This is a genomic window from Streptomyces sp. NPDC052687 (assembly GCF_040678395.1).
Taxonomy (GTDB): domain Bacteria; phylum Actinomycetota; class Actinomycetes; order Streptomycetales; family Streptomycetaceae; genus Streptomyces.
Window position 1 is genome coordinate 20128 of record NZ_JBFATR010000020.1, and the last position, 20784, is coordinate 40911.

At 74.4% G+C, this 20784-nt stretch carries 19 protein-coding genes and 1 pseudogene; 10 read left to right on the forward strand and 10 right to left on the reverse strand.

The genetic code is table 11. The features are described 5' to 3' along the window. Positions 1 to 88: 88 nt before the first annotated feature. From AB0K92_RS18110 to AB0K92_RS18130, 5 genes and pseudogenes are all read left to right on the forward strand, one after another. Positions 89 to 1390, forward strand: a complete 1302-nt coding sequence (locus tag AB0K92_RS18110) for an alpha/beta fold hydrolase (RefSeq protein ID WP_365923974.1) — start codon at positions 89 to 91, stop codon at positions 1388 to 1390. A 56-nt stretch (positions 1391 to 1446) separates the two neighbouring features. Next, a complete protein-coding gene (locus tag AB0K92_RS18115) occupies positions 1447 to 2187 on the forward strand; it encodes a PIG-L deacetylase family protein (RefSeq protein ID WP_365923976.1) in 741 nt (246 codons plus the stop codon). Between the two features lie 14 nt (positions 2188 to 2201). After that, positions 2202 to 2350 (forward strand): annotated as a pseudogene (locus AB0K92_RS18120) (VOC family protein); the annotation flags it as partial. 116 nt (positions 2351 to 2466) lie between these two features. Beyond that, complete coding sequence (locus AB0K92_RS18125; RefSeq protein ID WP_365923978.1) at positions 2467 to 3297, forward strand: pentapeptide repeat-containing protein; 831 nt, start codon at positions 2467 to 2469, stop codon at positions 3295 to 3297. A 109-nt stretch (positions 3298 to 3406) separates the two neighbouring features. After that, complete coding sequence (locus AB0K92_RS18130; RefSeq protein WP_365923980.1) at positions 3407 to 4147, forward strand: DUF2470 domain-containing protein; 741 nt, start codon at positions 3407 to 3409, stop codon at positions 4145 to 4147. Here the strand turns inward: AB0K92_RS18130 and AB0K92_RS18135 are convergent. From AB0K92_RS18135 to AB0K92_RS18150, 4 genes are all read right to left on the reverse strand, one after another. Further along, the gene (locus tag AB0K92_RS18135) at positions 4115 to 5335 is read right to left on the reverse strand and encodes a lactonase family protein (protein WP_365924123.1); all 1221 of its coding nucleotides are present in this window, start codon (positions 5333 to 5335) and stop codon (positions 4115 to 4117) included. The genes AB0K92_RS18130 and AB0K92_RS18135 overlap by 33 nt on opposite strands. Positions 5336 to 5397: 62 nt before the next feature. Then, a complete protein-coding gene (locus AB0K92_RS18140) occupies positions 5398 to 6654 on the reverse strand; it encodes an FUSC family protein (RefSeq protein WP_365923982.1) in 1257 nt (418 codons plus the stop codon). Positions 6655 to 6707: 53 nt separating this feature from the next. Then, positions 6708 to 7202 (reverse strand): FBP domain-containing protein, encoded by a 495-nt coding sequence (locus tag AB0K92_RS18145; protein ID WP_166004084.1) that lies wholly within the window; start codon positions 7200 to 7202, stop codon positions 6708 to 6710. A gap of 170 nt (positions 7203 to 7372) precedes the next feature. Then, positions 7373 to 8020: a PAS domain S-box protein gene (locus tag AB0K92_RS18150; RefSeq protein WP_365923984.1), complete on the reverse strand. Its 648-nt coding sequence runs from the start codon at positions 8018 to 8020 to the stop codon at positions 7373 to 7375. Between the two features lie 214 nt (positions 8021 to 8234). Between AB0K92_RS18150 and AB0K92_RS18155 the strand changes: the two genes are divergently transcribed. Both AB0K92_RS18155 and AB0K92_RS18160 read left to right on the forward strand, forming a co-directional pair. Next, positions 8235 to 11465, forward strand: a complete 3231-nt coding sequence (locus AB0K92_RS18155) for a cytochrome P450 (RefSeq protein WP_365923986.1) — start codon at positions 8235 to 8237, stop codon at positions 11463 to 11465. 89 nt (positions 11466 to 11554) lie between these two features. After that, positions 11555 to 12844, forward strand: coding sequence for an ROK family transcriptional regulator (locus AB0K92_RS18160; protein WP_365923988.1), 1290 nt, complete (start codon positions 11555 to 11557; stop codon positions 12842 to 12844). A gap of 230 nt (positions 12845 to 13074) precedes the next feature. On the opposite strand, the gene AB0K92_RS18165 is transcribed toward AB0K92_RS18160, so the two are convergent. From AB0K92_RS18165 to AB0K92_RS18180, 4 genes are all read right to left on the reverse strand, one after another. Then, entirely contained in the window at positions 13075 to 13362 is a 288-nt protein-coding gene (locus AB0K92_RS18165) for a hypothetical protein (RefSeq protein ID WP_365923990.1), read from the reverse strand. Positions 13363 to 13421: 59 nt separating this feature from the next. Beyond that, positions 13422 to 14450: an SDR family oxidoreductase gene (locus AB0K92_RS18170; RefSeq protein ID WP_365923992.1), complete on the reverse strand. Its 1029-nt coding sequence runs from the start codon at positions 14448 to 14450 to the stop codon at positions 13422 to 13424. 287 nt (positions 14451 to 14737) lie between these two features. Then, positions 14738 to 15403, reverse strand: coding sequence for an HAD family hydrolase (locus AB0K92_RS18175; RefSeq protein ID WP_365923994.1), 666 nt, complete (start codon positions 15401 to 15403; stop codon positions 14738 to 14740). A gap of 68 nt (positions 15404 to 15471) precedes the next feature. Beyond that, complete coding sequence (locus tag AB0K92_RS18180; protein ID WP_365923996.1) at positions 15472 to 16512, reverse strand: PHP domain-containing protein; 1041 nt, start codon at positions 16510 to 16512, stop codon at positions 15472 to 15474. Between the two features lie 134 nt (positions 16513 to 16646). Between AB0K92_RS18180 and AB0K92_RS18185 the strand changes: the two genes are divergently transcribed. The 3 genes from AB0K92_RS18185 to AB0K92_RS18195 are packed head-to-tail and all read left to right on the forward strand — an operon-like array spanning position 16647 to position 18760. After that, positions 16647 to 17456, forward strand: coding sequence for an SDR family oxidoreductase (locus tag AB0K92_RS18185; RefSeq protein WP_365923998.1), 810 nt, complete (start codon positions 16647 to 16649; stop codon positions 17454 to 17456). 4 nt (positions 17457 to 17460) lie between these two features. Next, on the forward strand, positions 17461 to 18480 hold the full coding sequence (locus tag AB0K92_RS18190) for a DNA topoisomerase IB (RefSeq protein ID WP_365924125.1): 1020 nt from the start codon (positions 17461 to 17463) through the stop codon (positions 18478 to 18480). 43 nt (positions 18481 to 18523) lie between these two features. Then, complete coding sequence (locus AB0K92_RS18195; protein ID WP_166004099.1) at positions 18524 to 18760, forward strand: hypothetical protein; 237 nt, start codon at positions 18524 to 18526, stop codon at positions 18758 to 18760. Between the two features lie 9 nt (positions 18761 to 18769). On the opposite strand, the gene AB0K92_RS18200 is transcribed toward AB0K92_RS18195, so the two are convergent. Both AB0K92_RS18200 and AB0K92_RS18205 read right to left on the reverse strand, forming a co-directional pair. Continuing rightward, positions 18770 to 20029 carry a lectin gene (locus tag AB0K92_RS18200; RefSeq protein WP_365924000.1) on the reverse strand — a complete coding sequence of 420 codons (1260 nt, stop codon included), beginning with the start codon at positions 20027 to 20029 and terminating at the stop codon, positions 18770 to 18772. A gap of 112 nt (positions 20030 to 20141) precedes the next feature. Then, complete coding sequence (locus AB0K92_RS18205) at positions 20142 to 20690, reverse strand: VanZ family protein (RefSeq protein WP_365924127.1); 549 nt, start codon at positions 20688 to 20690, stop codon at positions 20142 to 20144. Between the last annotated feature and the right edge of the window lie 94 nt (positions 20691 to 20784).

The following is a 20784-nucleotide window of genomic DNA, read 5'->3' on the forward strand; positions in this document are numbered from 1 at the left end:
CCGTTCAGCATCCCCGCCCCCGCCGGGCCGGCGCGCATGTGCTGAACTGGGACGCGATCACACCCGACCGTACGCACCGGGAGCCCTGTTGAGCGTCAGCTACCGCCAGCCCGGCGTCGTCCTCACCGACCGCCACTTCACCGTGCCCCTCGACCACGCCGACCCGGCGGGCGAGACGATCGAGCTGTACGCGCGCGAGGTCGTCGCCGCGGACAAGGCGCACCAGGAGCTGCCCTGGCTGCTCTACCTCCAGGGCGGCCCCGGTTTCGGCGCCAACCGGTTCGTCGGCAGGCAGGCCTGGCTGGGCCGCGCCCTGCAGGAGTTCCGCGTCCTGCTGCTCGACCAGCGCGGCACCGGCCACTCCACGCCCGCCAACCGCCAGACCCTCCCGCTGCGCGGCGGCCCCGCCGAGCAGGCCGGCTACCTGGCCCACTTCCGCGCCGACGCGATCGTCAGGGACTGCGAGCTGATCCGCGGCCAGGTCACCGGCGGTGCCCCCTGGACCGTCCTCGGCCAGAGCTTCGGCGGCTTCTGCACGGTCACCTATCTCTCCACCGCCCCCGAGGGCCTCGCCGCCGCCCTCGTCACCGGCGGACTGCCCTCCCTCGACGCCCACGCCGACGACGTCTACCGGGCCGCCTACCCGCGCGTCGAACGCAAGGTCGCCGCCCACTACGCCCGCTACCCGCAGGACGTCGAGCGGGCCCGCCGGATCGCCGACCACCTGCTCGGCCACGACGTGGTCCTGCCCAACGGCTACCGGCTCACCGTCGAGGCCTTCCAGTCCCTCGGCATCCTCCTCGGCGGCAGCGAGGGCAGCCACCGCCTGCACTACCTGCTGGAGCACGCCTTCGTCCGCACCCCGCAGGGCCCGCAGCTCTCCGACGCCTTCCAGGAGGAGGTGCAGGGCCTGCTGTCGTACGCCGGACACCCCCTGTACGCGCTGGTCCACGAGGCGATCTACGGCCAGGGCGGGCGCCCCACCGCCTGGGCCGCCGAGCGGGTGCGCGCCGAGTTCCCGCAGTTCGACGCCGCCAAGGCGCTCGCGGGCGACGGGCCGCTGCTGTTCACCGGCGAGTGCGTCTACCCGTGGATGTTCGACACCGACCCGGCGCTGCGCCCGCTGCGCGAGACCGCCCGACTCCTCGCCGCCCGCACCGACTGGCCGCGCCTGTACGACCCCGCCCGCCTCGCCGCCAACGAGGTCCCGGCCGCCGCTGCGATCTACCACGACGACATGTACGTCGACACCGCGCACTCCCTGGAGACGGCCCGCGCGATCAAGGGCCTGCGCACCTGGGTGACCGACGAGTTCGAGCACGACGGGATCCGCGCGGGCGGCCCGCGCGTCCTGGACCGCCTGCTCGCGCTGGCCCGGGACGAGGTGTAGGCCCCCAAGCGGCAGCCTCCGGGCGGCAGTTGCCGCACGGCGCTACGCTGCGACCCATGACAGAGATCACCCGGCTCCAGCCGATGCCCGACGACTGGACCCGCGCCCTCGCGGTCGTCGCCCACCCCGACGACCTGGAGTACGGCTGCTCCGCGGCCATCGCCCAGTGGACGGAGACGGGCCGCGAGGTCGCCTACGTCCTCGCCACCCGCGGCGAGGCCGGCATCGACACGCTGCACCCCGCGGACGCGGCCCCGCTGCGCGAGCGGGAGCAGCGGGCGAGCGCCGCGGTCGTCGGGGTGTCGGTGGTGGAGTTCCTGGACCACCGTGACGGCGTCATCGAGTACGGCACCGCGCTGCGCCGTGACATCGCCGCGGCGATCCGCCGCCACCGCCCCGAGCTGGTGATCACCCTCAACCACCGGGACACCTGGGGCGGCGTCGCCTGGAACACCCCGGACCACGTCGCCGTCGGCCGCGCCACCCTCGACGCCGCCGCCGACGCCGGCAACCGCTGGATCTTCCCCGAGCTGGTCGAACAGGGCCTGGAGCCCTGGAACGGGGTGCGCTGGGTCGCCGTCGCCGGTTCCGCCACCCCCACCCACGCCGTGACGGCCACGGAGGCGGGCCTGGAAGCGGGGGTGCGCTCCCTCCTGGAGCACCGCGCGTACATCGAGGCCCTCACCGACCAGGACCCGGAGACCTACGTCCGGGAGTTCCTGACCACGACCACCCGGGAGGCGGGGGAGCGGTTCGGCGGAGCGCCGGCGGTCGCCTTCGAACTCTTCCCCCGCTGACCGGACGTCAGACCGAGCGGCAGCGGGTCGAGAAGCTCGGCGGGCTGGAGGAGTACGCCGGTGGCGGATTCCTGGTGATGGCGGACCCCGAGGGCAATGAGTTCTGCATCATCCCGGAGGGCCCTTCGAGCTCGACGACGAGGGGCGTGCGCACTACCTCGACCGACCGGCACTCCGGCCGCCTCGGCAGGGTGCTTCCCGCCGGTTGGGACGACCCCCACAACCGGCGGGAACGCTTCGGTGGGCATTCGCTGCGGCGGCCCGTCTAGGGTGGAGCGCATGCGTGATCACCAAGGTGACCTGGCCGAGCTGCGCGGTGACTGTGGCAGCTGTTTCGGGTTGTGCTGTGTCGCCCTGCCCTTCGCCGCCTCGGCGGACTTCGCCCTGGACAAGCCGGCCGGCAAGCCCTGCCCGCACCTCGGCGGCGACCACCGGTGCGGCATTCACGACCGGCTGCGCGGCAAGAGGTTCACCGGGTGCACGGTCTACGACTGCTTCGGCGCCGGACAGCGGGTCTCCCAGGTCGTTTTCGGCGGCACGGACTGGCGGGGCGCGCCGCCGGAGCACGCGCGCCGGATGTTCGATGTCTTCCCCGTCGTGCGGCAGCTGCACGAACTGCTCTGGTACCTCACCGAGGCCCTGACCCTGCCCGCCGCCCGCCCGCTCCACGCCGACCTGCGCCGCGCGCGGGAGCGCACCGAGGCGCTGACCCGGCAGACCGCCGAGGAGCTCGCGGCGCTGGACGTCGCCGCGCACCGGCAGGAGGTCAACGTGCTGCTGCTCAAGACCAGCGAGCTGGCGCGGGCGGGCATCCGCGGGCGCGGGAAGGACCGCCGGGGCGCCGACCTGATGGGCGCCCGGCTCAAGGGCGCCGATCTGCGCGGCGCCGACCTGCGCGGGGCCTGGCTCATCGCCGCCGATCTGACCGGTGCCGATCTGCGCGGCGCGGACCTGATCGGCGCCGACCTGCGGGACGCCGATCTCACCGACGCCGATCTGACCGGCGCCTTCTTCCTCACCCAGCCGCAGGTGAACGCCGCCCGCGGGGGACCGGGCACCCGGCTGCCGGATTCGGTGAGCCGCCCGGCGCACTGGACGGGAGCGAGCTGAGCCGCGACGCGCCGTCAGCGCGCCGGTGATCCCTGAGTAAGCCGGACGTGGTTGGCGTACACCCCGATCTTCGGTAAGTTAGGTGAGGCTAACCTAAGGGAGGATTCGGATGGGTGACGGGAAGCATGACGGCCGGACCTGGGCGGCCACGCCCGCGACGGCGGAACGGGCCCGGTCGGTGCTGGCCGCCGCCTGGTCGTGCTCGGTGACCGCGGAGGGCATCCGCGAGGAGCTCGTCGGGGCGCACACCGTGACCGAGGACGGCCGGGTGATCCTGCACGTCCCCGACGACAGCGCCCTGCTCGCCGCCGCCATCTGCGCGCCGCGCGGGGAGCCCTCCGCCGTCCTGGAGTTCGCCGACGTCGCGCCCGTGCCGCTGCGCAACCGGATCCGCGCCCGGCTGTGGCTCGCCGGCCGGCTCACCGTCCAGGAGGGCGGGGGCCTGGCCTTCCAGGCCACCCGCGTGGTGCTGCACCGACCGGCCGGTGCCGAGGTGATCGACCTCGCCGAGTTCGCCGCCGCCCGGCCCGACCCGCTGGCCACCGCCGAGGCCCGGCTGCTCACCCACCTCGCCGACGCCCACCCGGACGCCGTCGAGCGGCTCAGCCGCCTGGTCGAGCCCGGCAGCCTGCACGGCGCCGTGCGCGTCCAGCCGCTCGCCGTCGACCGGCACGGTCTGACACTGCGCATCGAACGCCGCCGCGCCCACGGCGACGTACGCCTGGCCTTCCACCGGCCGGCAGACGACGTCGCGCAGCTCACCGAGCGGATGCACGTGCTGCTCTCGCAGGCGAGCGCCGGCCACTGCCCGCGCGCCCTACAGCGGCAGCGCACAGACGGCGACGGGTGACGCGAACGGCTCGCCCGCGCGCCGCAGCCCGCCGGTCTCCCGGTCCACACGGAAGACGCTCACGGTGCCGGACCGCTGGTTCGCCGCGAACAGCAGCCGCCCGTCGGGCGAGAAGGCGATCTGCCGCGGGAAGTCCCCCGCCACCGGCACCGTGCCGAGCAGCCGCAGCCGGGCCCCGTCGTCCTCCACCGCGTACCGGGCGAGACTGTCGTGCCCCCGGTTGGCGAGGAAGGCGTACGCCCCGTCCGCGGTCACGAGGATCTGCGCCGGATAGTTGGTGACGTCGCCCCGCGCGCCCGTCGAGGGGCCCGTCCCGATGTCGAGGCGTCCGGTGTCCGGGTCGTAGGCGCACACCGCGACCGTGTCGTCGAGTTCGTTCGCCAGATAGGCGTACCGGCCGCCGGGGTGGAAGGTCAGGTGCCGCGGCCCCGCGCCCGGCCGGGTCCGCGCCCGGGCGACCTCCGTCAGCGTGCCCTCCCGCTCGTCGAGGCGGTAGGTGTGCACGGTGTCCGTGCCGAGGTCCACGGCGAGGACGTGCCGGCCGTCCGGGGCGGTGACGATCTGGTGCGCGTGCGGTTCCCGGCCCGGGTGCTCGACCAGCCCGGTGCGCTCGCCCAGCGCCCCCGACGCGTCGATCGGGTGCACGGCCACACTGCCGGAGGCGTAGTTCGCGCTGAGCAGCCAGCGTCCGCCCGGATGCACGGACAGATGACAGGGCGCCGCCCCTCCGGTGCTCCGGCTGCCCAGCACCGTCCGGTCGGCGAGCCGTACGGCGCTCACCGCGCCGTCGTCCCGCTCGCTCACCGCGTACACCGTCCGCCCGTCCGGGTGGACCGCGAGGTACGACGGGTCCGGCACGCCCGTGAGCGTGCCGGTGCCGGTGATCCGTCCCGTCACCGGGTCGTACGAGGCGAGACCGATGCCGGTGCCGCCGCCCTCGGCGGAGGTGTAGGTGCCGAGGAGGAGCGGGCGGGGGCCGGACGGCTCGGGTGAGGGTGTCCCCGAGGTGCCGCGTCGGTCGGGCGGCACGGTCCCGGTCCCGCTGCCGCTCCCGGTTCCGGTGCCGGCGGTCCCGCCTCCGGCCCCGGGGGAGCCGCCGCACGCGGCGGCCGCCGGCAGCGCGGCCAGCGTGCCCAGGAAACGGCGCCTGCTCCAGCCCATCGATCCCCACTCCGGCTCGTCGTTCATCCCTCGCCCGGCCGTCTCGTCGTCCCGGTCGTCCGGTCGTCCGTTCATGCGTTCCGAGGCTCTCATGCCGTACGGCGTATGGCGGACAGCCGGTCCCGCAGCCGGCGGCGGGTGATCCGCGTCCGCTCCAGCATGCGGGTCAGCCACGGCCGCCGCTCGCGCTGCTCACGGGTGCTGCGGTCCAGCTCCTCCAGCAGCCGGCGCGAGCGGTGCTCGATGGCCAGCTCGTCGAGGATACGGTTCACCTCGGTCAGCACCGCGCCGTGCAGCTGCCACTGGCGGGGGTCGCGGCGCACCTCCTCCAGCATCGTCTCGGCCAGCTTGTCGCGGGTGGCCGCGGCCGCCTGCAGCTCGGCCGCCAGCCGCTCCTCGGCCGACTCGGCGTTGCTGCTGACATGCGTGGTGACCAGCACGGCGAAGCTGACGATCGCGTCCGCGAGCTCGGACAGCAACCGCTCCACCAGTGCACCTGTCCGCGGCTCGAACAGCGGCTCCGGTTCGCGCTCCTTCGCCAGGTCGGTCAGGGAGCGCGCGATCACCCGCAGGACGACCGTGCAGATCTCCAGGGTGTCCAGGCCGGTGCGCAGCACGATCCGGTGCAGCAGGCCCTCCCGCACGCGCGGATTGAGCCGGAGACTGTCCTCGGCCTGCCGCAGCGCCGCGTCCACCTGCACGATGTCGTGGTCCAGGCGGCGGGCCTCGTGCAGCCGCTCGGCGGCGCGCTCCGCCGGGGTGCGCCCCGCCGCCTCCTCGCCGACCCGCAGCATCAGCTGCCGCATCCGGCGGGCCAGCCCCTCGATGGACTCGCCCGCCTCGCCCACCCACACGGGCGGCGGCAGCAGCAGATTGCAGCCGAGCCCGACGACCGCGCCGATCAGCGTCTCCAGGACCCGCGCCCAGGCGTACTCCCCGACGGCCGTGACACCGAGGACCAGCATGGCGCTGATCGCCACCTCGGCCACGTACTCGTCGACCCGGACCAGATGGCCCACCGCCAGTGACACCATGATCACCAGCGCGAGGCTCCACCAGGTCAGACCCACCAGCAGGCTGAAGGCGATGGCCACCAGCACCCCGGCCACCACCGCGTTCACCCGGCGGATGCCGTTGGTGAGGGTGGCGTACAGGGTGACCTGGACGACCAGCAGGGCGGTCAGCGGCGCGGTGAGCGGGGCCGCCTCGGGGCTCAGACGCAGGGCGATGACGTACGCGACGGTCGCGGCGAACGTCGACCGCAGGGCCTGGACGACCACCGGTTCGCGATGCCGCTTGACCCATCGGGCGACAGGTTCCGGCCATTTCACACGTGCAACTCGCATCCCTTGCGCTGTTCCCCGTCACTGTGGACGTCGAACGTGTTAAGGATGTCCGTTCAGGCGTACAGCTTGTCCAGGAAGGCGAAGAGGTTGCCCGTCGTGCGGGCGATCTGCTCCTCCAGGGTCAGGCTCTCCTCGAAGCGGGCGCCGGACTCGGGCACCTTCTTGCCGCGCAGATACAGGGAACAGGCCAGGTCGGTGCACATGTACAGGCCGACCGAATTGCCCTCGCGGCCCGCCGCGCCGGCCTTGCGTGCGGTCATCAGGGAGACGCCGCCGCGCGGGTGACCGGTCAGGCAGAGCGCGCACATGCTGCGCTGGAGGAAGCCGCGCTGCGGCGGCGGGAAGCGCAGGCTGACGCCGACCGGGCGGCCGTCGCGCTCGACGACCAGATAGCTGCGGTCCGGTGCGCCCGGATCGCGCCAACCCAGGAAGTCGAGGTCGTCCCAGGGCCGTTCGGCGAGATCCCGGGGGAGCGGGAGGCGGCTCGCCTCGCCCTTGGAACAGTTGACGAAGGAGCCGCGGATGTCCTTGTCGGTCAGCGGGCGCACGGGGGTGCCTCCTGAAGAGATGTGTCGAGGGGGTCGGTGGCAAGAAACCTAGGAGGCCTAGGTTTCCGTCCGGCTCAGGGTAGACAGCCGATGGATGGAGGTGCCATCGATTTATCGCCTGGCCGCCTGGCCGCCTGGCCGCCTGGCCGCCTGGCCGCGCCGCCCCCCGGTCACACCGGGGTGGGCGGCCACACCCCCGCCGCGAGCACCCCGAGGGCGTACGCCCGCGCCACCAGCTCCGTACGGTTCGCCGCGCCCCAGCGGGCCGACAGGCGCCGCAGGTGATAGGTGACGCCGTCGGTGCTGAGGCCGGTCTCGCGGGCGGCGCGGGCCGTGGTGGCGCCGCCCGCGAGCAGGGCCAGGATCCGGGCCTCGACCGGGGTGACCCGCGCCTCCCGCGCATCCCTCGCCCCCGCCGCCGCCCGCGCGGTCTTGCGTTCGCCCAGTACCCGCAGCATCACCAGCAGCGTCGGCGTGTCCTCGATGGTGTCGCTGACCGGGTCGGCGGTCAGCTCCCCGTACCGCTGCGCACCGCCGGGCGCCCGCCAGCGCACGGACACCTGGTAGCGCGACCGGTGCCGCAGCCGCAGCGCCTGGGCGATCCGCTCCACCTGGGTCGCCTGCTGCGGCCGGAACAGCTCCAGCACGTCCCGGCCGCGCAGCCCGCCCGGTGTGGTCCCGCACTCCGTGGCCATCGCCGGATTCGCCAGCAGCACCGCGCCGTACACATCGCACACCGCCACCGGCAGCGACACCCGGTCGAAGAGCGTCAGCGCGCGATTGCGCCACAGCACGGCCTCCCGCCGCTCCGGATCCACCGGCACCTCCCGCCACTGCTCAACCGCCTCTCACGATAAAGAGGCAGCCCGACGGCCGTGCCCGCGGGGCAGAGGGCGGGGGAGCGGCGGTGCGCAAGGAGGGACGCGCCCTTTCCACTGCACGATCGTGTAGTCCCACCGGCCGGACGCGGCAGGGCGGGCGCACAGGCTGGAAGGGCAGGACTTCCGTACCGTGAAAGGCAATTGTCGCGTCATGCCCCCCACCGCGCCGCACCCTCACACCGCGCCGCACCCCCACACCGCGCCGTCCGCCCGGATCGCGCCGCCCGCCCGCACCCCGGCCGGACTTCCCGGCGTCCCCCTCGTCGACATCTCCGCGACCGGCCCCGGCCGCACCCCCCTTCAGCAGGTCATGGGCCTGATGCGGGAGCACGGGCCGGTCCTGGTGCGGCGCTTGCACGGGCGGGACACGCTCTTCGTGAGCGACCTCGACCTCGTCACCGACCTCGCCGACGAGCGGCGGTTCGCCAAGCACATCGGGCCCGCCCTGGAGAACGTCCGCGAGTTCACCGCCGACGGCCTGTTCACCGCGTACGACGACGAACCCAACTGGGCCAAGGCGCACGACATCCTCATGCCCGCCTTCGCGCTCGGCTCGATGCGCACCTACCACCCCGTGATGCTGGAGGTGGCCCGCAGGCTCATCGAGTCCTGGGACCGCGCCGCCGCCGACGGCCGTCCGGTGAACGTTCCCGACGACATGACCCGGATGACCCTGGACACCATCGGCCTCGCCGGATTCGGCTACGACTTCGGCTCCTTCGCACGCGCCGAACCCCACCCCTTCGTCGAGGCGATGGTCCGCTGCCTGGAGTGGAGCATGACCCGCCTCGGCCGCGTCCCGGGCGAGGACCACGCGGCGGCCGACGCGGCGTTCCGCGCCGACGCCGACTACCTCGCCGCCGTCGTCGACGAGGTCATCGCCGCCCGCACCGGCACCGCCCGCACCGGCACCGACGACCTCCTCGGCCTGATGCTCACCGCCGCACACCCCGCCGACGGCACCACCCTCGACCCGGCCAACATCCGCAACCAGGTCATCACCTTCCTGATCGCGGGCCACGAGACCACCTCCGGCGCCATGTCGTTCGCGCTGTACTACCTGGCCAAGCACCCCACCGCGCTCCAGCTGGTGCGCCGCGAGGCCGACGCGCTGTGGGGCGACCGGGGCGACCCCGAGCCGGCGTACGATGACATCGGCCGCCTCGCATGCACCCGCCAGGTCCTCAACGAGGCGCTGCGGCTGTGGCCCACCGCCGCCGCCTTCAGCCGGCACGCGCGGGAGGACACCTTGCTCGGCGGGCGCGTCCCGCTGCGCGCCGGGCAGGCCGTCACCGTCGTCACGCCGATGCTGCACCGGCAGCCCGTCTGGGGCGACAACCCCGAGCTGTTCGACCCGTCCCGGTTCACCCCCGAGGCCGAGGCGGCCCGTCCCGTGCACGCCTTCAAGCCGTTCGGCACCGGGGAACGCGCCTGCATCGGCCGCCAGTTCGCGCTGCACGAGGCGACCATGCTGCTGGCGATGCTCGTCCACCGCTACCGGCTGCACGACCACGCGGACTACCGCCTCACCGTCAAGGAGACCCTCACCCTCAAGCCCGACGGGTTCACGCTCACCCTCACCCCGCGCACCCCCGCCGACCGGGTCCACCACCCGCTGCCGGGAGCGCCCGCCGCGCCCGCGCCGCACCGGACGGCCGAGACGGCCGCCCTTCCGGCCCGCGTCCGCCCCGGCACCCGCGCCCTCTTCCTGCACGGGAGCAACTACGGCACCTGCCGCGACGTCACCGCTCAGCTCGCCGACGAGGCCGCCACGCTGGGCTGCGTCACCGAGGTCGCCGCCCTCGACGCGTACGCCGGCGCGCTGCCCGCCGACCGGCCGGTGATCATCACGGCCGCCTCGTACAACGGCCGCCCCACCGACGACGCCACCGCCTTCGCCGCCTGGCTGGAGGGCACCCCCGATCTGGCCGGCGTCCAGTACGCCGTCCTCGGCGTCGGCGACCGCAACTGGGCCGCCACCTACCAGCACGTCCCCACCCGGATCGACGCCCGCCTGGCCGGACTCGGCGCCACCCGGCTCACCGACCGTGCCGCCGCCGACGCCTCCGGCGATCTCGGCGGCGCCGTCCGCGCGTTCACCGCCCGGATGCGCAATGCGCTGCTGGAACGGTACGGCGATCCCGAGGCCGGTGCCGACGGGGCCGAGCCGGACACCGGCTACCAGGTCCGCACCCTGACCGGCGGCCCGCTCGACGCCCTCGCCGAACGGCACGGACTCGTCGCGGCCACCGTCACCGAGGCCCGCGACCTCACCGCCCCCGGCCACCCGCGCCGCAAGCGGTTCGTCCGCGTCGCCCTGCCCGACGGCGTCACCTACCGCACCGCCGACCACCTCACGGTGCTGCCCGCCAACCCGCCGGGCCTCGTCTCCCGCGCCGCAACCGCGTTCGGCGTCGACCTCGACACCGTCCTCGACATCCGCACCGCCCGGCCCCGCCGCGACGGCCTCGCCGTCGACCGTCCGCTGACGGTACGTCACCTGCTGACGCACCACGTGGAACTCCAGGACCGTCCCGGCGCCGACCGGCTCGCCGCGCTCGCCGCCGCCGACCCCTGCCCACCGGAGCGCGCCGCCCTGGCCGCCCTCACCGACGACCCGCGCACCCTGGTCGAGCTGTTCGAGGACTTCCCCGCCCTGCGCGGCGCCCTCGACTGGCCGCGCCTGCTCGGCCTGCTCACCCCCATGCGCCCCCGCCCTTACTCCATCTCCTCCTCGCCCGCAGCCGACCCCGGCCACGCCGACCTGATGGTCTCCCTGCTGGAGGCGCCCGCCCGGTCCGGCAAGGGCGTGTACCGCGGCACCGGCTCCGGTCATCTCGCCTCCGTCCGGCCCGGCGACACCCTGTACGTCCGTGTCCAGCCGTGCCGGGAGGCGTTCCGGATCGACGGCTCCGCACCCGTGGTGATGATCGCCGCGGGCACCGGCCTCGCCCCCTTCCGCGGAGCCGTCGCCGACCGCGTGGCCGCCCTCGCCGAGGGCGCCGAACTCCCGCCCGCGCTGCTGTACTTCGGCTGCGACGACCCCGGCGCCGACTTCCTGCACGCCGAGGAGCTGCGTGCCGCCGAGGCCGCCGGAGCGGTCCGGCTGCGCCCCGTCTTCAGCGCGGCGCCCGAGCGCGGGATGGCCTTCGTCCAGCACCGCGTCGCCGCCGAGGCCGACGAGGTGGGCGCCCTGCTCGACGCCGGGGCCACGGTGTACGTCTGCGGGGACGGCTCCCGGATGGCGCCGGGCGTGCGGGCGGCGTTCCGTACCCTGTACCGCGAGCGCACCCCGGACGCCGACGAGGCGGCCGCCGCCGCATGGCTCGACGCGCTGATCGCCGAGGGCCGTTACGTGGAGGACGTGTACGCGGCGAATTGAGCCGTCCCGGAGGTTCGCCCCGCTTAGCTCATCCCATTAATTAAGTGGTTGAGTAATATCGGGGACAGGGACGGGCGGGGAGGAGTCACATGGCGGAGCGGAACGGGCGCACGGTACGCGACCTGAGACGGGCCAACCGGACGGCGGTGCTGCAACGGCTGTACTTCGACGGGCCGCTCAGCCGGTTCGAGCTGGGCCCCGCCACCGGGCTCAGCTCCGGCTCCGTCAGCAACGTGGTCGCCGACCTGGTCGCCGACGGCCTGGTCGAGGAGGCCGGCAGCGTCGACTCGGACGGCGGCCGCCCCCGCACCCTGCTGCGGGTGGCGCCCGGCAGCGGCCACATGATCGGCGTCGACGTCGGCGAGACCCGGGTGCGGATCGAGCTGTTCGACCTCACCCTCACCGAACTCGCCCGCGCCGAACGCCCGCTCGGCCAGCGGCGCTACGACGTCGACGTCATCGCCGGCCACATCCGCGACGGCGTCGCCGAGGTCACCGAGAGCGCCGGCATCGACCCCGCGCGGCTGCTCGGCGTGGGGATCGGAGTCCCCGGCATCGTCGAGCACACCCCGCAGCGCGGGGCCGTGGTGCACGGCCAGACCATCGGCTGGGACGCCGTCCCGCTGGAGGAACTGCTCCGGGCCGGCTCCCCGCTCCCCGACACCGTGCGGTACTTCATCGACAACGGCGCCCGCACCCTCGGCCAGGCCGAGATGTGGTTCGGCGGCGGCCGGGGCGCCCGCAACGCGGTCGTCGTCCTCTTCGGCTCCGGCGTCGGCGCCTGCCTGGTCACCCCCGAGGTGGAACACGGGCGGGCCGTCGAGTGGGGGCATCTGACGGTACGGGTCCGGGGGCGCCGGTGCCGCTGCGGCGCGCTCGGCTGCCTGGAGGCGTACGCGGGTGCCGAGTCGCTGCTGGAGCGCTGGCGCGAGGAGGGCGGCCGGCCGCCCGAGGACGCCGACGAGGAGACCGCGCTGACCGCGATGCTCGCCGCCGCCTACCCGGCCGGCGGCGGGACCGCCGATCCCGCCGCGCTCGCCGTGCTGGAGGAGACGGCCGAGTATCTGGGCGCGGGCCTGTCCGACCTGATCAACCTCTTCCAGCCGGAGCGGATCCTGATCGGCGGCTGGGCGGGGCTCCAGCTCGGGTCCGGGTTCCTGCCCGCCGTACGCGAGCACGCGGCGGCGTACGCCCTGCGGCACCCGGCCGAGCAGGTCACCATCGACCTCGGACGCCTCGGGCCCGACGCGGTGACCGTCGGCGCGGCGATCCTGCCCCTGGCCGACTTCTTCGCCCGCGGCGGCCGCCGCCCCGAGACCACCCCCGAGGGCCCCGCACCGGCCTGGCGCACGGTCCTGGAGGAGCGAGCGGGCCGCTGAGCGGCGCCGCCGCCGGGGATGGCTGGATGAGGGCGTCGAGGCGTGTGGTGAGCCACGGTCCCCGGCCGGGCGTGCGGTGCGCAGGCAGCCTCGATTCGTACCCTCCGGTTCGGACCGAGGCACCCGCGCACGGTCCCCGGCCGGGCGTGCGCCCGCCGCGGCGCGGTCCGGCGGCCGGGGGGCGGGACTCGGCCCGCTCGCCAGCCGGGGGCCGTGGGCTCGTCCGCCGGTCAGCCTGTCGACTCCTCGGGTGCCGGACCCTCCTCCACGCCGGGCCCCTCGCCCGTACCACCGGAGCGTGGCGCGTCCCGGCGAGCGGTGCCCGCCTCGTCGGTGTCCGGGACGTCGGTGCTCTCGTCCGCGTCCTCGTCCGGCGAGGCGTGCTGCGGCTCGCCGGGGCCCGAGGGTCCGGCGGGCACGTCCCAGGGGTCCTCGCCCTCGCGGACCTGCTGGTCCGGCAGGTCGCGCGGTACGGGGTCGGCGTTACGGCCGGGTTCGGCGTCCCGGTGTTCGTCCACGATGTGCTCCTTCTCGGTTTCGTTGTCGTGCTGCCGGCGGGGGTGTCACACGCCGGCGGTCAGCCGACCTTGCGTCCCCGCATCGGCGCGGTGTCCGCCCCGGCCCCCTGCTGCAGGCCCTCCAGAAACTCCTCCAGGACCTCGGTCGCCGTCCGGGTGGGCTGCCAGCGCAGTTCCTCGTGGGCGCGGGAGCAGTCCAGCAGCGGCAGCCGCAGGACCGCGTCGAACAGGTGCGGGGAGGCCGGCAGCAGCCGCAGCCCCCACGCCGCCGCGATCGCCGACCGGGCCGCGGTGCGCGGCATCCGCACCGGCCGGGTGTTCAGCATCCCGCCCAGCAGCTGCGCGTCCACCGGCGGATCGGCGGCCAGGTTGAAGGGCCCCCGGACGTCCGTGCGCAGCGCCAGCCGGTAGGCCTCGGCCGCGTCGTCGGTGTGCAGTGCCTGCACGCGCAGGCCCGGGATGTCCGGCAGGAACGGCAGCAGCTCGGGGCGTGCCAGTGGGCCGGGCAGGAACCGGCCGCCGAAGATCCGCCGCTGCTCGCTCGCCGACTCCCGCTTGAACAGGAACGCCGGCCGCATCCGCACCACGCGGATCTCGGGGTGCTCGCGCTCGAAGGTGTCCAGGGTGCGCTCCAGGTAGGCCTTCTCGCGGCAGTAGGCGGCGTCCGGCCAGCCGTGCGTCGGCCAGGACTCGTCCACCATGCGGTCCTTCGGCCCCGGCGAGTACGCCCCCACCGAGGAGGCGTGCACCAGCGTCCCCACCCCGGCCGCGGCCGCCGCGTCGAACACCCGGATGCTGCCGAGCACGTTCGTCCGCCAGGTGCGCGCGGGATCGTGTGTCGGCTGGAACGCCCACGCCAGATGGATCACCGCGTCCGCGCCCCGGAACGCGCTCGTCAGGTCGGTCCGGTCCGACGCCAGGTCGACCGCGGACCACTCCGTCTTCGGCGGTGCCCAGTCGGGGATGCGACGGGCCAGCCCCAGCACGGAGCCGGTCTGCTGATCCTCCGACAACAGACGCACCACGCTGGTGCCGACGTTGCCGGTGGCGCCCGTCACCACGACCCTGCTGCCCGCTGTGCTGCTCACTGTCGGCTCCTCTCCGCCGTACGCTCCGCGGGCGGGCCGAGTACCCCCGCCCAGGCAGGAGAAAGCCCCGACCGGACGGGGGAATCACGGTCGGGGCTTGCTTGTGGTGGGCGCGGATGGCGGTCGGCTCTCGGCGAAAGGCTCCACAGGGCTTCAGCCGAACGATCGTCCCCGTGGGCGAAAGGTGAGGCCCGGGGAACACTGTCCCCTCCGCACCCACAGACGGTTCAACGGTCAACCACGTGGGGATGTTCCACGCCATCGGGCCGCCCGCGCGGTGATCCGCGTCACGTCCGGGGCGCCAGCGGACTGTCCGTCAGCGAGGCCAGCAACTCGGCGGGATCGTCGTACACGGCCTGCGCCCCGGCCTCCTCCAGGTCCGCGCGCGGGATGCCGCCGCACAGCAGGCCCACACAGCGCACCCCGGCCCTGCTGCCCGCCCGCATGTCCCACACGGTGTCCCCGACGAACACGGCCCGCTCGGCCGGCACCCCGGCGAGTTCCAGCGCGTGCCGGACCGGTTCGGGGGAGGGCTTGCCCGACTCGACGTCCTCCGCGCTCGCGGTGGCGGTGATCGCCTCGTCGGCGTCGAGGGCGCGCCGCAGCGCGGACAGCTCCGTGCCGCTCGCCGAGGTGGCCAGGACGACCTTCCAGCCGTCCTCGTGCAGCCGCCGCAGCAGCCGCCCGGCGTCCGGCAGCGCGGGCAGCCGGTCGAAGAACTGCCCGTACAGCGCCTTGTGCGCGGCGCTCAGCTCGCCGTCCCGCTCCTTGTCGCGCCCCTCGCCGAGCAGCCGGGCGATCAGATCACCGGAGGGCAGCCCCACCGACCGGTGCACGGCGTGCATCGGCACCCGGTGCCCGGCCTGCCGGAACGCCTCCCACCAGGCCGTCACATGCAGGTGGTTGGTGTCGACGAGAGTGCCGTCGACATCGAACACCGCCGCACGTTCCATGATTCACATCCCTTCCGCGTCCGGTGCGCGAGCGCCTCGTCAGGACGTCCGTCGGTACGCCCGCCCCCTCACGACGCCGTCCCGCCCGCCGGTACCCGCCCCTCGCGCGTCCACGCCAGCAGCTCCTTCGCCGACCACGTGGTCACCACCCGCTCGGGCGGCACCCCGCACTCCTGGGCGCGGGCGCACCCGTTGATCTGCCAGTCCAGCTGGCCCGGCGCGTGTGCGTCGGTGTCGACCGCGAACAGCACGCCCGCCTCGACGGCCCGGCGCAGCAGCCGGCGGGGCGGGTCCAGGCGCTCCGGACGGCTGTTGATCTCCACCGCCGTGCCCGCCTCGGCGCACGCCGCGAACACCGCGTCCGCGTCGAACTCCGACTCCGGCCGCCCCCGCCCGGTCACCAGCCGCCCGGTGCAGTGCCCGAGGATGTCCGCGTGCGGATCGCGCACCGCGGCCACCATCCGGCGGGTCATCGACCGGGCGTCCATGCGCAGCTTGGAGTGCACCGACACCACCACCACGTCCAGCCGCTCCAGCAGCTCCGGCTCCTGGTCCAGCGAACCGTCCTCGAGGATGTCGCACTCGATGCCGGTGAGCAGCCGGAACGGCGCCCAGGTCGCATTGAGCGCGGCCACCACGTCCAGCTGCTCGCGCAGCCGCTCGGCGGACAGGCCGCGGGCCACCGTCAGCCGCGGCGAGTGGTCGGTGAGGGCCACCCACTCGTGGCCCAGCCGGATCGCGGCCCGCCCCATCTCCTCGATCGGGCTGCCGCCGTCCGACCAGTCCGAGTGCACATGGCAATCCCCGCGCAGCAGGGCGCGCAGCGCCTCGCCGCCGCGCTGCGGCGCCGGGGCCATGGCCTCGCTCTCCAGCTGCTCCAGGTATCCCGGCACCCGCCCGGCCAGCGCCTCCCGCACCACCTGGGCGGTCTTCGGCCCGATGCCCTTCAGCGACTCCAGCGACCCGCCGTCGGCGCGCCCCCGCACCTCGTCCCCGGGCAGCTCCCGCAGCACCCGGGCCGCCGTGCGGAAGGCACGCACACGGTACGTCGGCGCCAGGGACCGCTCCAGCAGGAACGCGATCCGCTCCAGGGCCTCGACGGGATCCATCGCCACCTCCTCGGCCTCCAGGGTTCCCCAGCACCGGGGACCCCGCACGACGGGCCGCGCGGTTTGTCCGCCCCCGCGCCGGGTACTGGCGAGATCCGCAGGGCGCCGACGTCCCCGCACCCGAGGAGGCCGCGATGTCCGTCCCCACCGCCCAGCACCCCAGGGCCGCCGTGATCACCGGCGCCGACTCCGGCATCGGCCGGGCCACCGCCGTACGGCTGGCCCGGGCGGGCATGGACATCGGCATCACCTGGCACGGCGACCTGGAGGGCGCCGAGGAGACCGCCGAGGAGGTCCGCTCCCACGGGCGGCGGGCCGAGGTGGCGCACATGGACCTCACCCGGCTGCCCGAGGCCGCCGACATCATCGACGAGCTGGCCGACCGGCTGGGCCGCCTCGACGTGCTGGTGAACAACGCCGGCACGGGCACCGCCACCCCGTTCCTCGACCTGACCCTCTCCGACGTCCGCCAGGTCCTCGACATCGACCTGGTGGGGCCCTTCCTGTGCGGGCAGCGGGCGGCCCGGCACATGATCCGGCAGGGGGACGGCGGCCGTATCGTCAACGTGACCTCGGTGCACGAGCACCAGCCGCGGGTGGGCGCAGCCCCGTACTGCGCGGCCAAGGGCGGACTCGGACTGCTCACGCAGGTCATGGCGCTGGAACTGGCCGAGCACGGCATCACCGTCAACGCCGTCGCGCCCGGCGAGATCGCCACGCCGATGACCGGCCAGGAGGACACCGACGTCACCACCGAGCGCCGCCCCGGCGTCCCGCTCGGCCGGCCCGGCGACGCCCGCGAGGTCGCCGCCGTCATCGCCTTCCTCGCCGGACCCGACGCCTCGTACGTCACCGGCGCCTCGTGGGCCGTCGACGGCGGCATGCTCCGCATGGGCCCGCAGGCCGGATCGCATCTGACCGGTGACGACTGGCGGCGGCCCTGAGACCGTGCGGCTGCGTACCAGTTCCTGCGAACGGCCCGGGTTCACCCGGGTCCGGCACGGCCGCGGCTTCCGCCATCTCGACAGCCGCGGCAAGCCGCTCACGGACCCCCGGCACCTGGCCCGGATCCGCGCCCTGACCATCCCGCCGGCCTGGCGGGACGTGTGGATCTGCCCCTGGCCCAACGGCCACCTCCAGGCCGTCGGCACCGACGACGCGGGCCGCCGCCAGTACCTGTACCACGAGGAGTTCCGCGCCCAGCAGGAGCAGGCCAAACACGAGCACGTACGGCAGGTCGCCGCCGCGCTGCCCGAGCTGCGCGCGCAGGTCACCGCGGACCTGTCCGGCCGGGGCCTGAGCCGGGCCCGCGTCACCGCCTGCGCGGTGCGCCTGCTCGACCTCGGGTTCTTCCGCATCGGCAGCGACCGGCACACCCGGCAGAGCGAGACCTACGGCCTGACCACGATGCTCCGCGAGCATGTGCGCTGCGGGAGCGGCGAGATCGCCTTCTGCTTCCCCGCCAAGGGCGGCGTCGAGATGGTGCGGGCCCTGGTGGACGATCAGGCGCACACCGTGGTCCGGGCCCTGCTGCGCCGCCCCCGGCGCGGCGGTGAACGGCTGCTCGCCTACTGGGAGGGGCGGGCCTGGCACGATCTGCGCGGCAGCGACCTGAACGAGGCGCTGCGGCGGCTGTCCGGCACGGAGATCACCGCCAAGGACTTCCGCACCTGGCACGCCACCGTGCTGGCCGCCGTCGCGGTCGCCGTCACCGCCCGCGACGGCCGCGCCACCGCGGCCTCCCGGCGCCGGCAGATCGCGCGGGCCGTCCGCGAGGTCAGCCACTACCTGGGCAACACCCCGGCCGTGTGCCGGGCCTCGTACATCGACCCCAAGATCTTCGAACGGTTCGAGGAGGGCCACACCATCGCCCCCACGCTCAGCCGGCTCGGCGAGCACGGCGACTTCGGCCGGCCCGCCACCCAGGGAGCGGTCGAGGCGGCGGTCCTCGACCTGCTCACCGGGTGACGTGTCCGGATGCCGATGGCGTGAACCGTCCTACCCTTTAGGCATGACCGAGATCGCGAGTCCCCATATATCCCATCCGCGGATCATGGTGCTCGGGGTGCAGCCGGGCAGGCCGCCGTTCCGCATCGTGGAGATCGACGGGCAGGTCGTCGGTGAGGCCCGGACCGTCACCGACGTCCTGGAGACCGCCGCCGCCTTCGGCATCACGGTGCACGACCTGGACGACCCGGACGTGGTGCGCTGGGTGGGCGGCGACAAGTTCACCTGGACCACCAGGTAGCGCCGCCGGTCAGCCGACCGTCCACTTCTGGTTGGCGCCCCCGGTGCACGTCCAGATCTGCAGCCGGGTGCCGTTGGCCGAGTTGTTGCCGGTGACGTCCAGGCACTTGTCCGCCTGCGGGTTCACGATGTCCCGGGCGGCGGTGACGACCCACCGCTGGGCCGCGGTGCCGTTGCAGTCCCACAGCTGGACCGGCGTGCCGTCGGCGGTGCCGCCCGAGGCGACGTCGAGGCACTTGCCGAGGGCCCGGAGGGTGCCGTCCGCGCCGACCGTCCACCGCTGGGCGGCGGTGCCGTTGCAGTCGTAGAGCTGGACGGGGGTGCCGTTGGCGGTGTTCGCGCCGGCGACGTCCACGCACTTGCCGGCCAGTCCCCGTATGGCCGCCCCGGTCGGCGAGTCGCTCGTCGTCACCGACACGTGGTCCACGACCAGGCTCTGCGGGAAGACGGTGGAGCCGTCCGGGTCGCCGGGCCAGTAGCCGCCCACGGCCAGGTTCAGGATCAGGAAGAACGGCTTGTTGAACACCCACTGGCGGCCGCCGAGGTCGGCCGGGGTGCGCCGCTGGTAGACCTGCCCGTCGACGGACCAGGTGATCGAGTCGGGCGCCCAGTCCACGGCGAAGGTGTGGAATCCGTCCGCGAAGGCCTGGCCGTTCGGCAGGGTGTAGGCGGCGCCGATGCCGCCGGAGCCGGAGTAGCCGGGGCCGTGGATCGTGCCGTGGACCGTGGACGGCTCGAAGCCGACGTTCTCCATGACGTCGATCTCGCCCGAGTTCGGCCAGCCGACCTGCCCGAGGTCGGTGCCGAGCATCCAGAACGCCGGCCACATGCCCTGGCCGCGCGGGATCTTCATCCGCGCCTCGACGTGCCCGTACTGGGCGGCGAACTTGCCCGAGGTGTTCAGCCGGGCCGAGGTGTACTGACAGGTGCCGTACCAGCACTGGTAGCCCGCCGGGTTCTCGCGGCGAGCGGTGATCACCAGGTGACCCTGACCGTCCAGGGCGGCGTTGCGGGTGCCGGCCGTGTAGTACTGCCGCTCGTGGTTGTTGACGTTGTCACCGGTCTCGGTCTGCCACTTGGAGCCGTCGACCGCCGCGCCCGCGGGCCCGTCGAACGTGTCCAGGAACGTCACCGCCTGGGCTCCGGTCCCGGCGGCGGGCTCCGCCCGGCCGGCGGGCTCCGCCTGGGCGGGGGTGACCGCGGCGGACGCGACCAGCAGCGCGGAGAGCGCGCCCAGCAGACATCTGCGGAGCAGACGTGGGGTGGCCATGGGGGTCCCTTCGATGTGGGGGAAAGGGCATCCCCTTGATTTAAGAGCTGAGCTAAGTCCCCGTCAATGCATTGGTACAGACCGGAAGTCGGACCCGCGAGCCGGGCGGTCCTCAGTGGCGGGCGTGCACCGCGCGGCCCAGCCGCCGCCCCAGCAGCAGATACCCCACCAGCGCGCCCGTCGTGTTGAGGATGACGTCGTCGATGTCGAACGCGCGGCCCGTGACCACCGCGCCCTGCGCCAGCTCCACCATCAGCATGACCAGCGCGGTCAGCAGCAGCACCCGCACGATGCCGCGCGCCCGCGGCGCCAGCACCGGCACCAGAACTCCGAACGGCACGCCGAGCAGCAGGTTCCCACCGACCTGCCGGACGGCGTCGCGCGGCGTGGACTCGTTGAAATACGCGCGCAGCGAGTCGCCCGGACGCAGATTGCTGTGGGTCAGCGCCTCGGAGGCGGGGGAGGGTTCCAGCGTGAGCCGGGCCAGCACCACCGAGAACGCCACCATCAGCACGAACGCGCACGCCATGGCCAACGCCCGGCCCAGGGCGGGAAGAAACCGCCGCCGGGGCCGCTCCGAACGGGCCTCCGGCCCCGTCTCCGGCCCGGTCTCCGGCCGGGCCGTCTCCGGCCCCGTGTCGGGCCGGGTCTCCGTCCGGATCCGCGCCGCGGTCTTCTCGCGGGAGCGCGCTCGCCACGGGCGCGGGGAGTCCGACGGAAGAAACGACCTCAGGGAACGCAAATCTGCCCAAGCC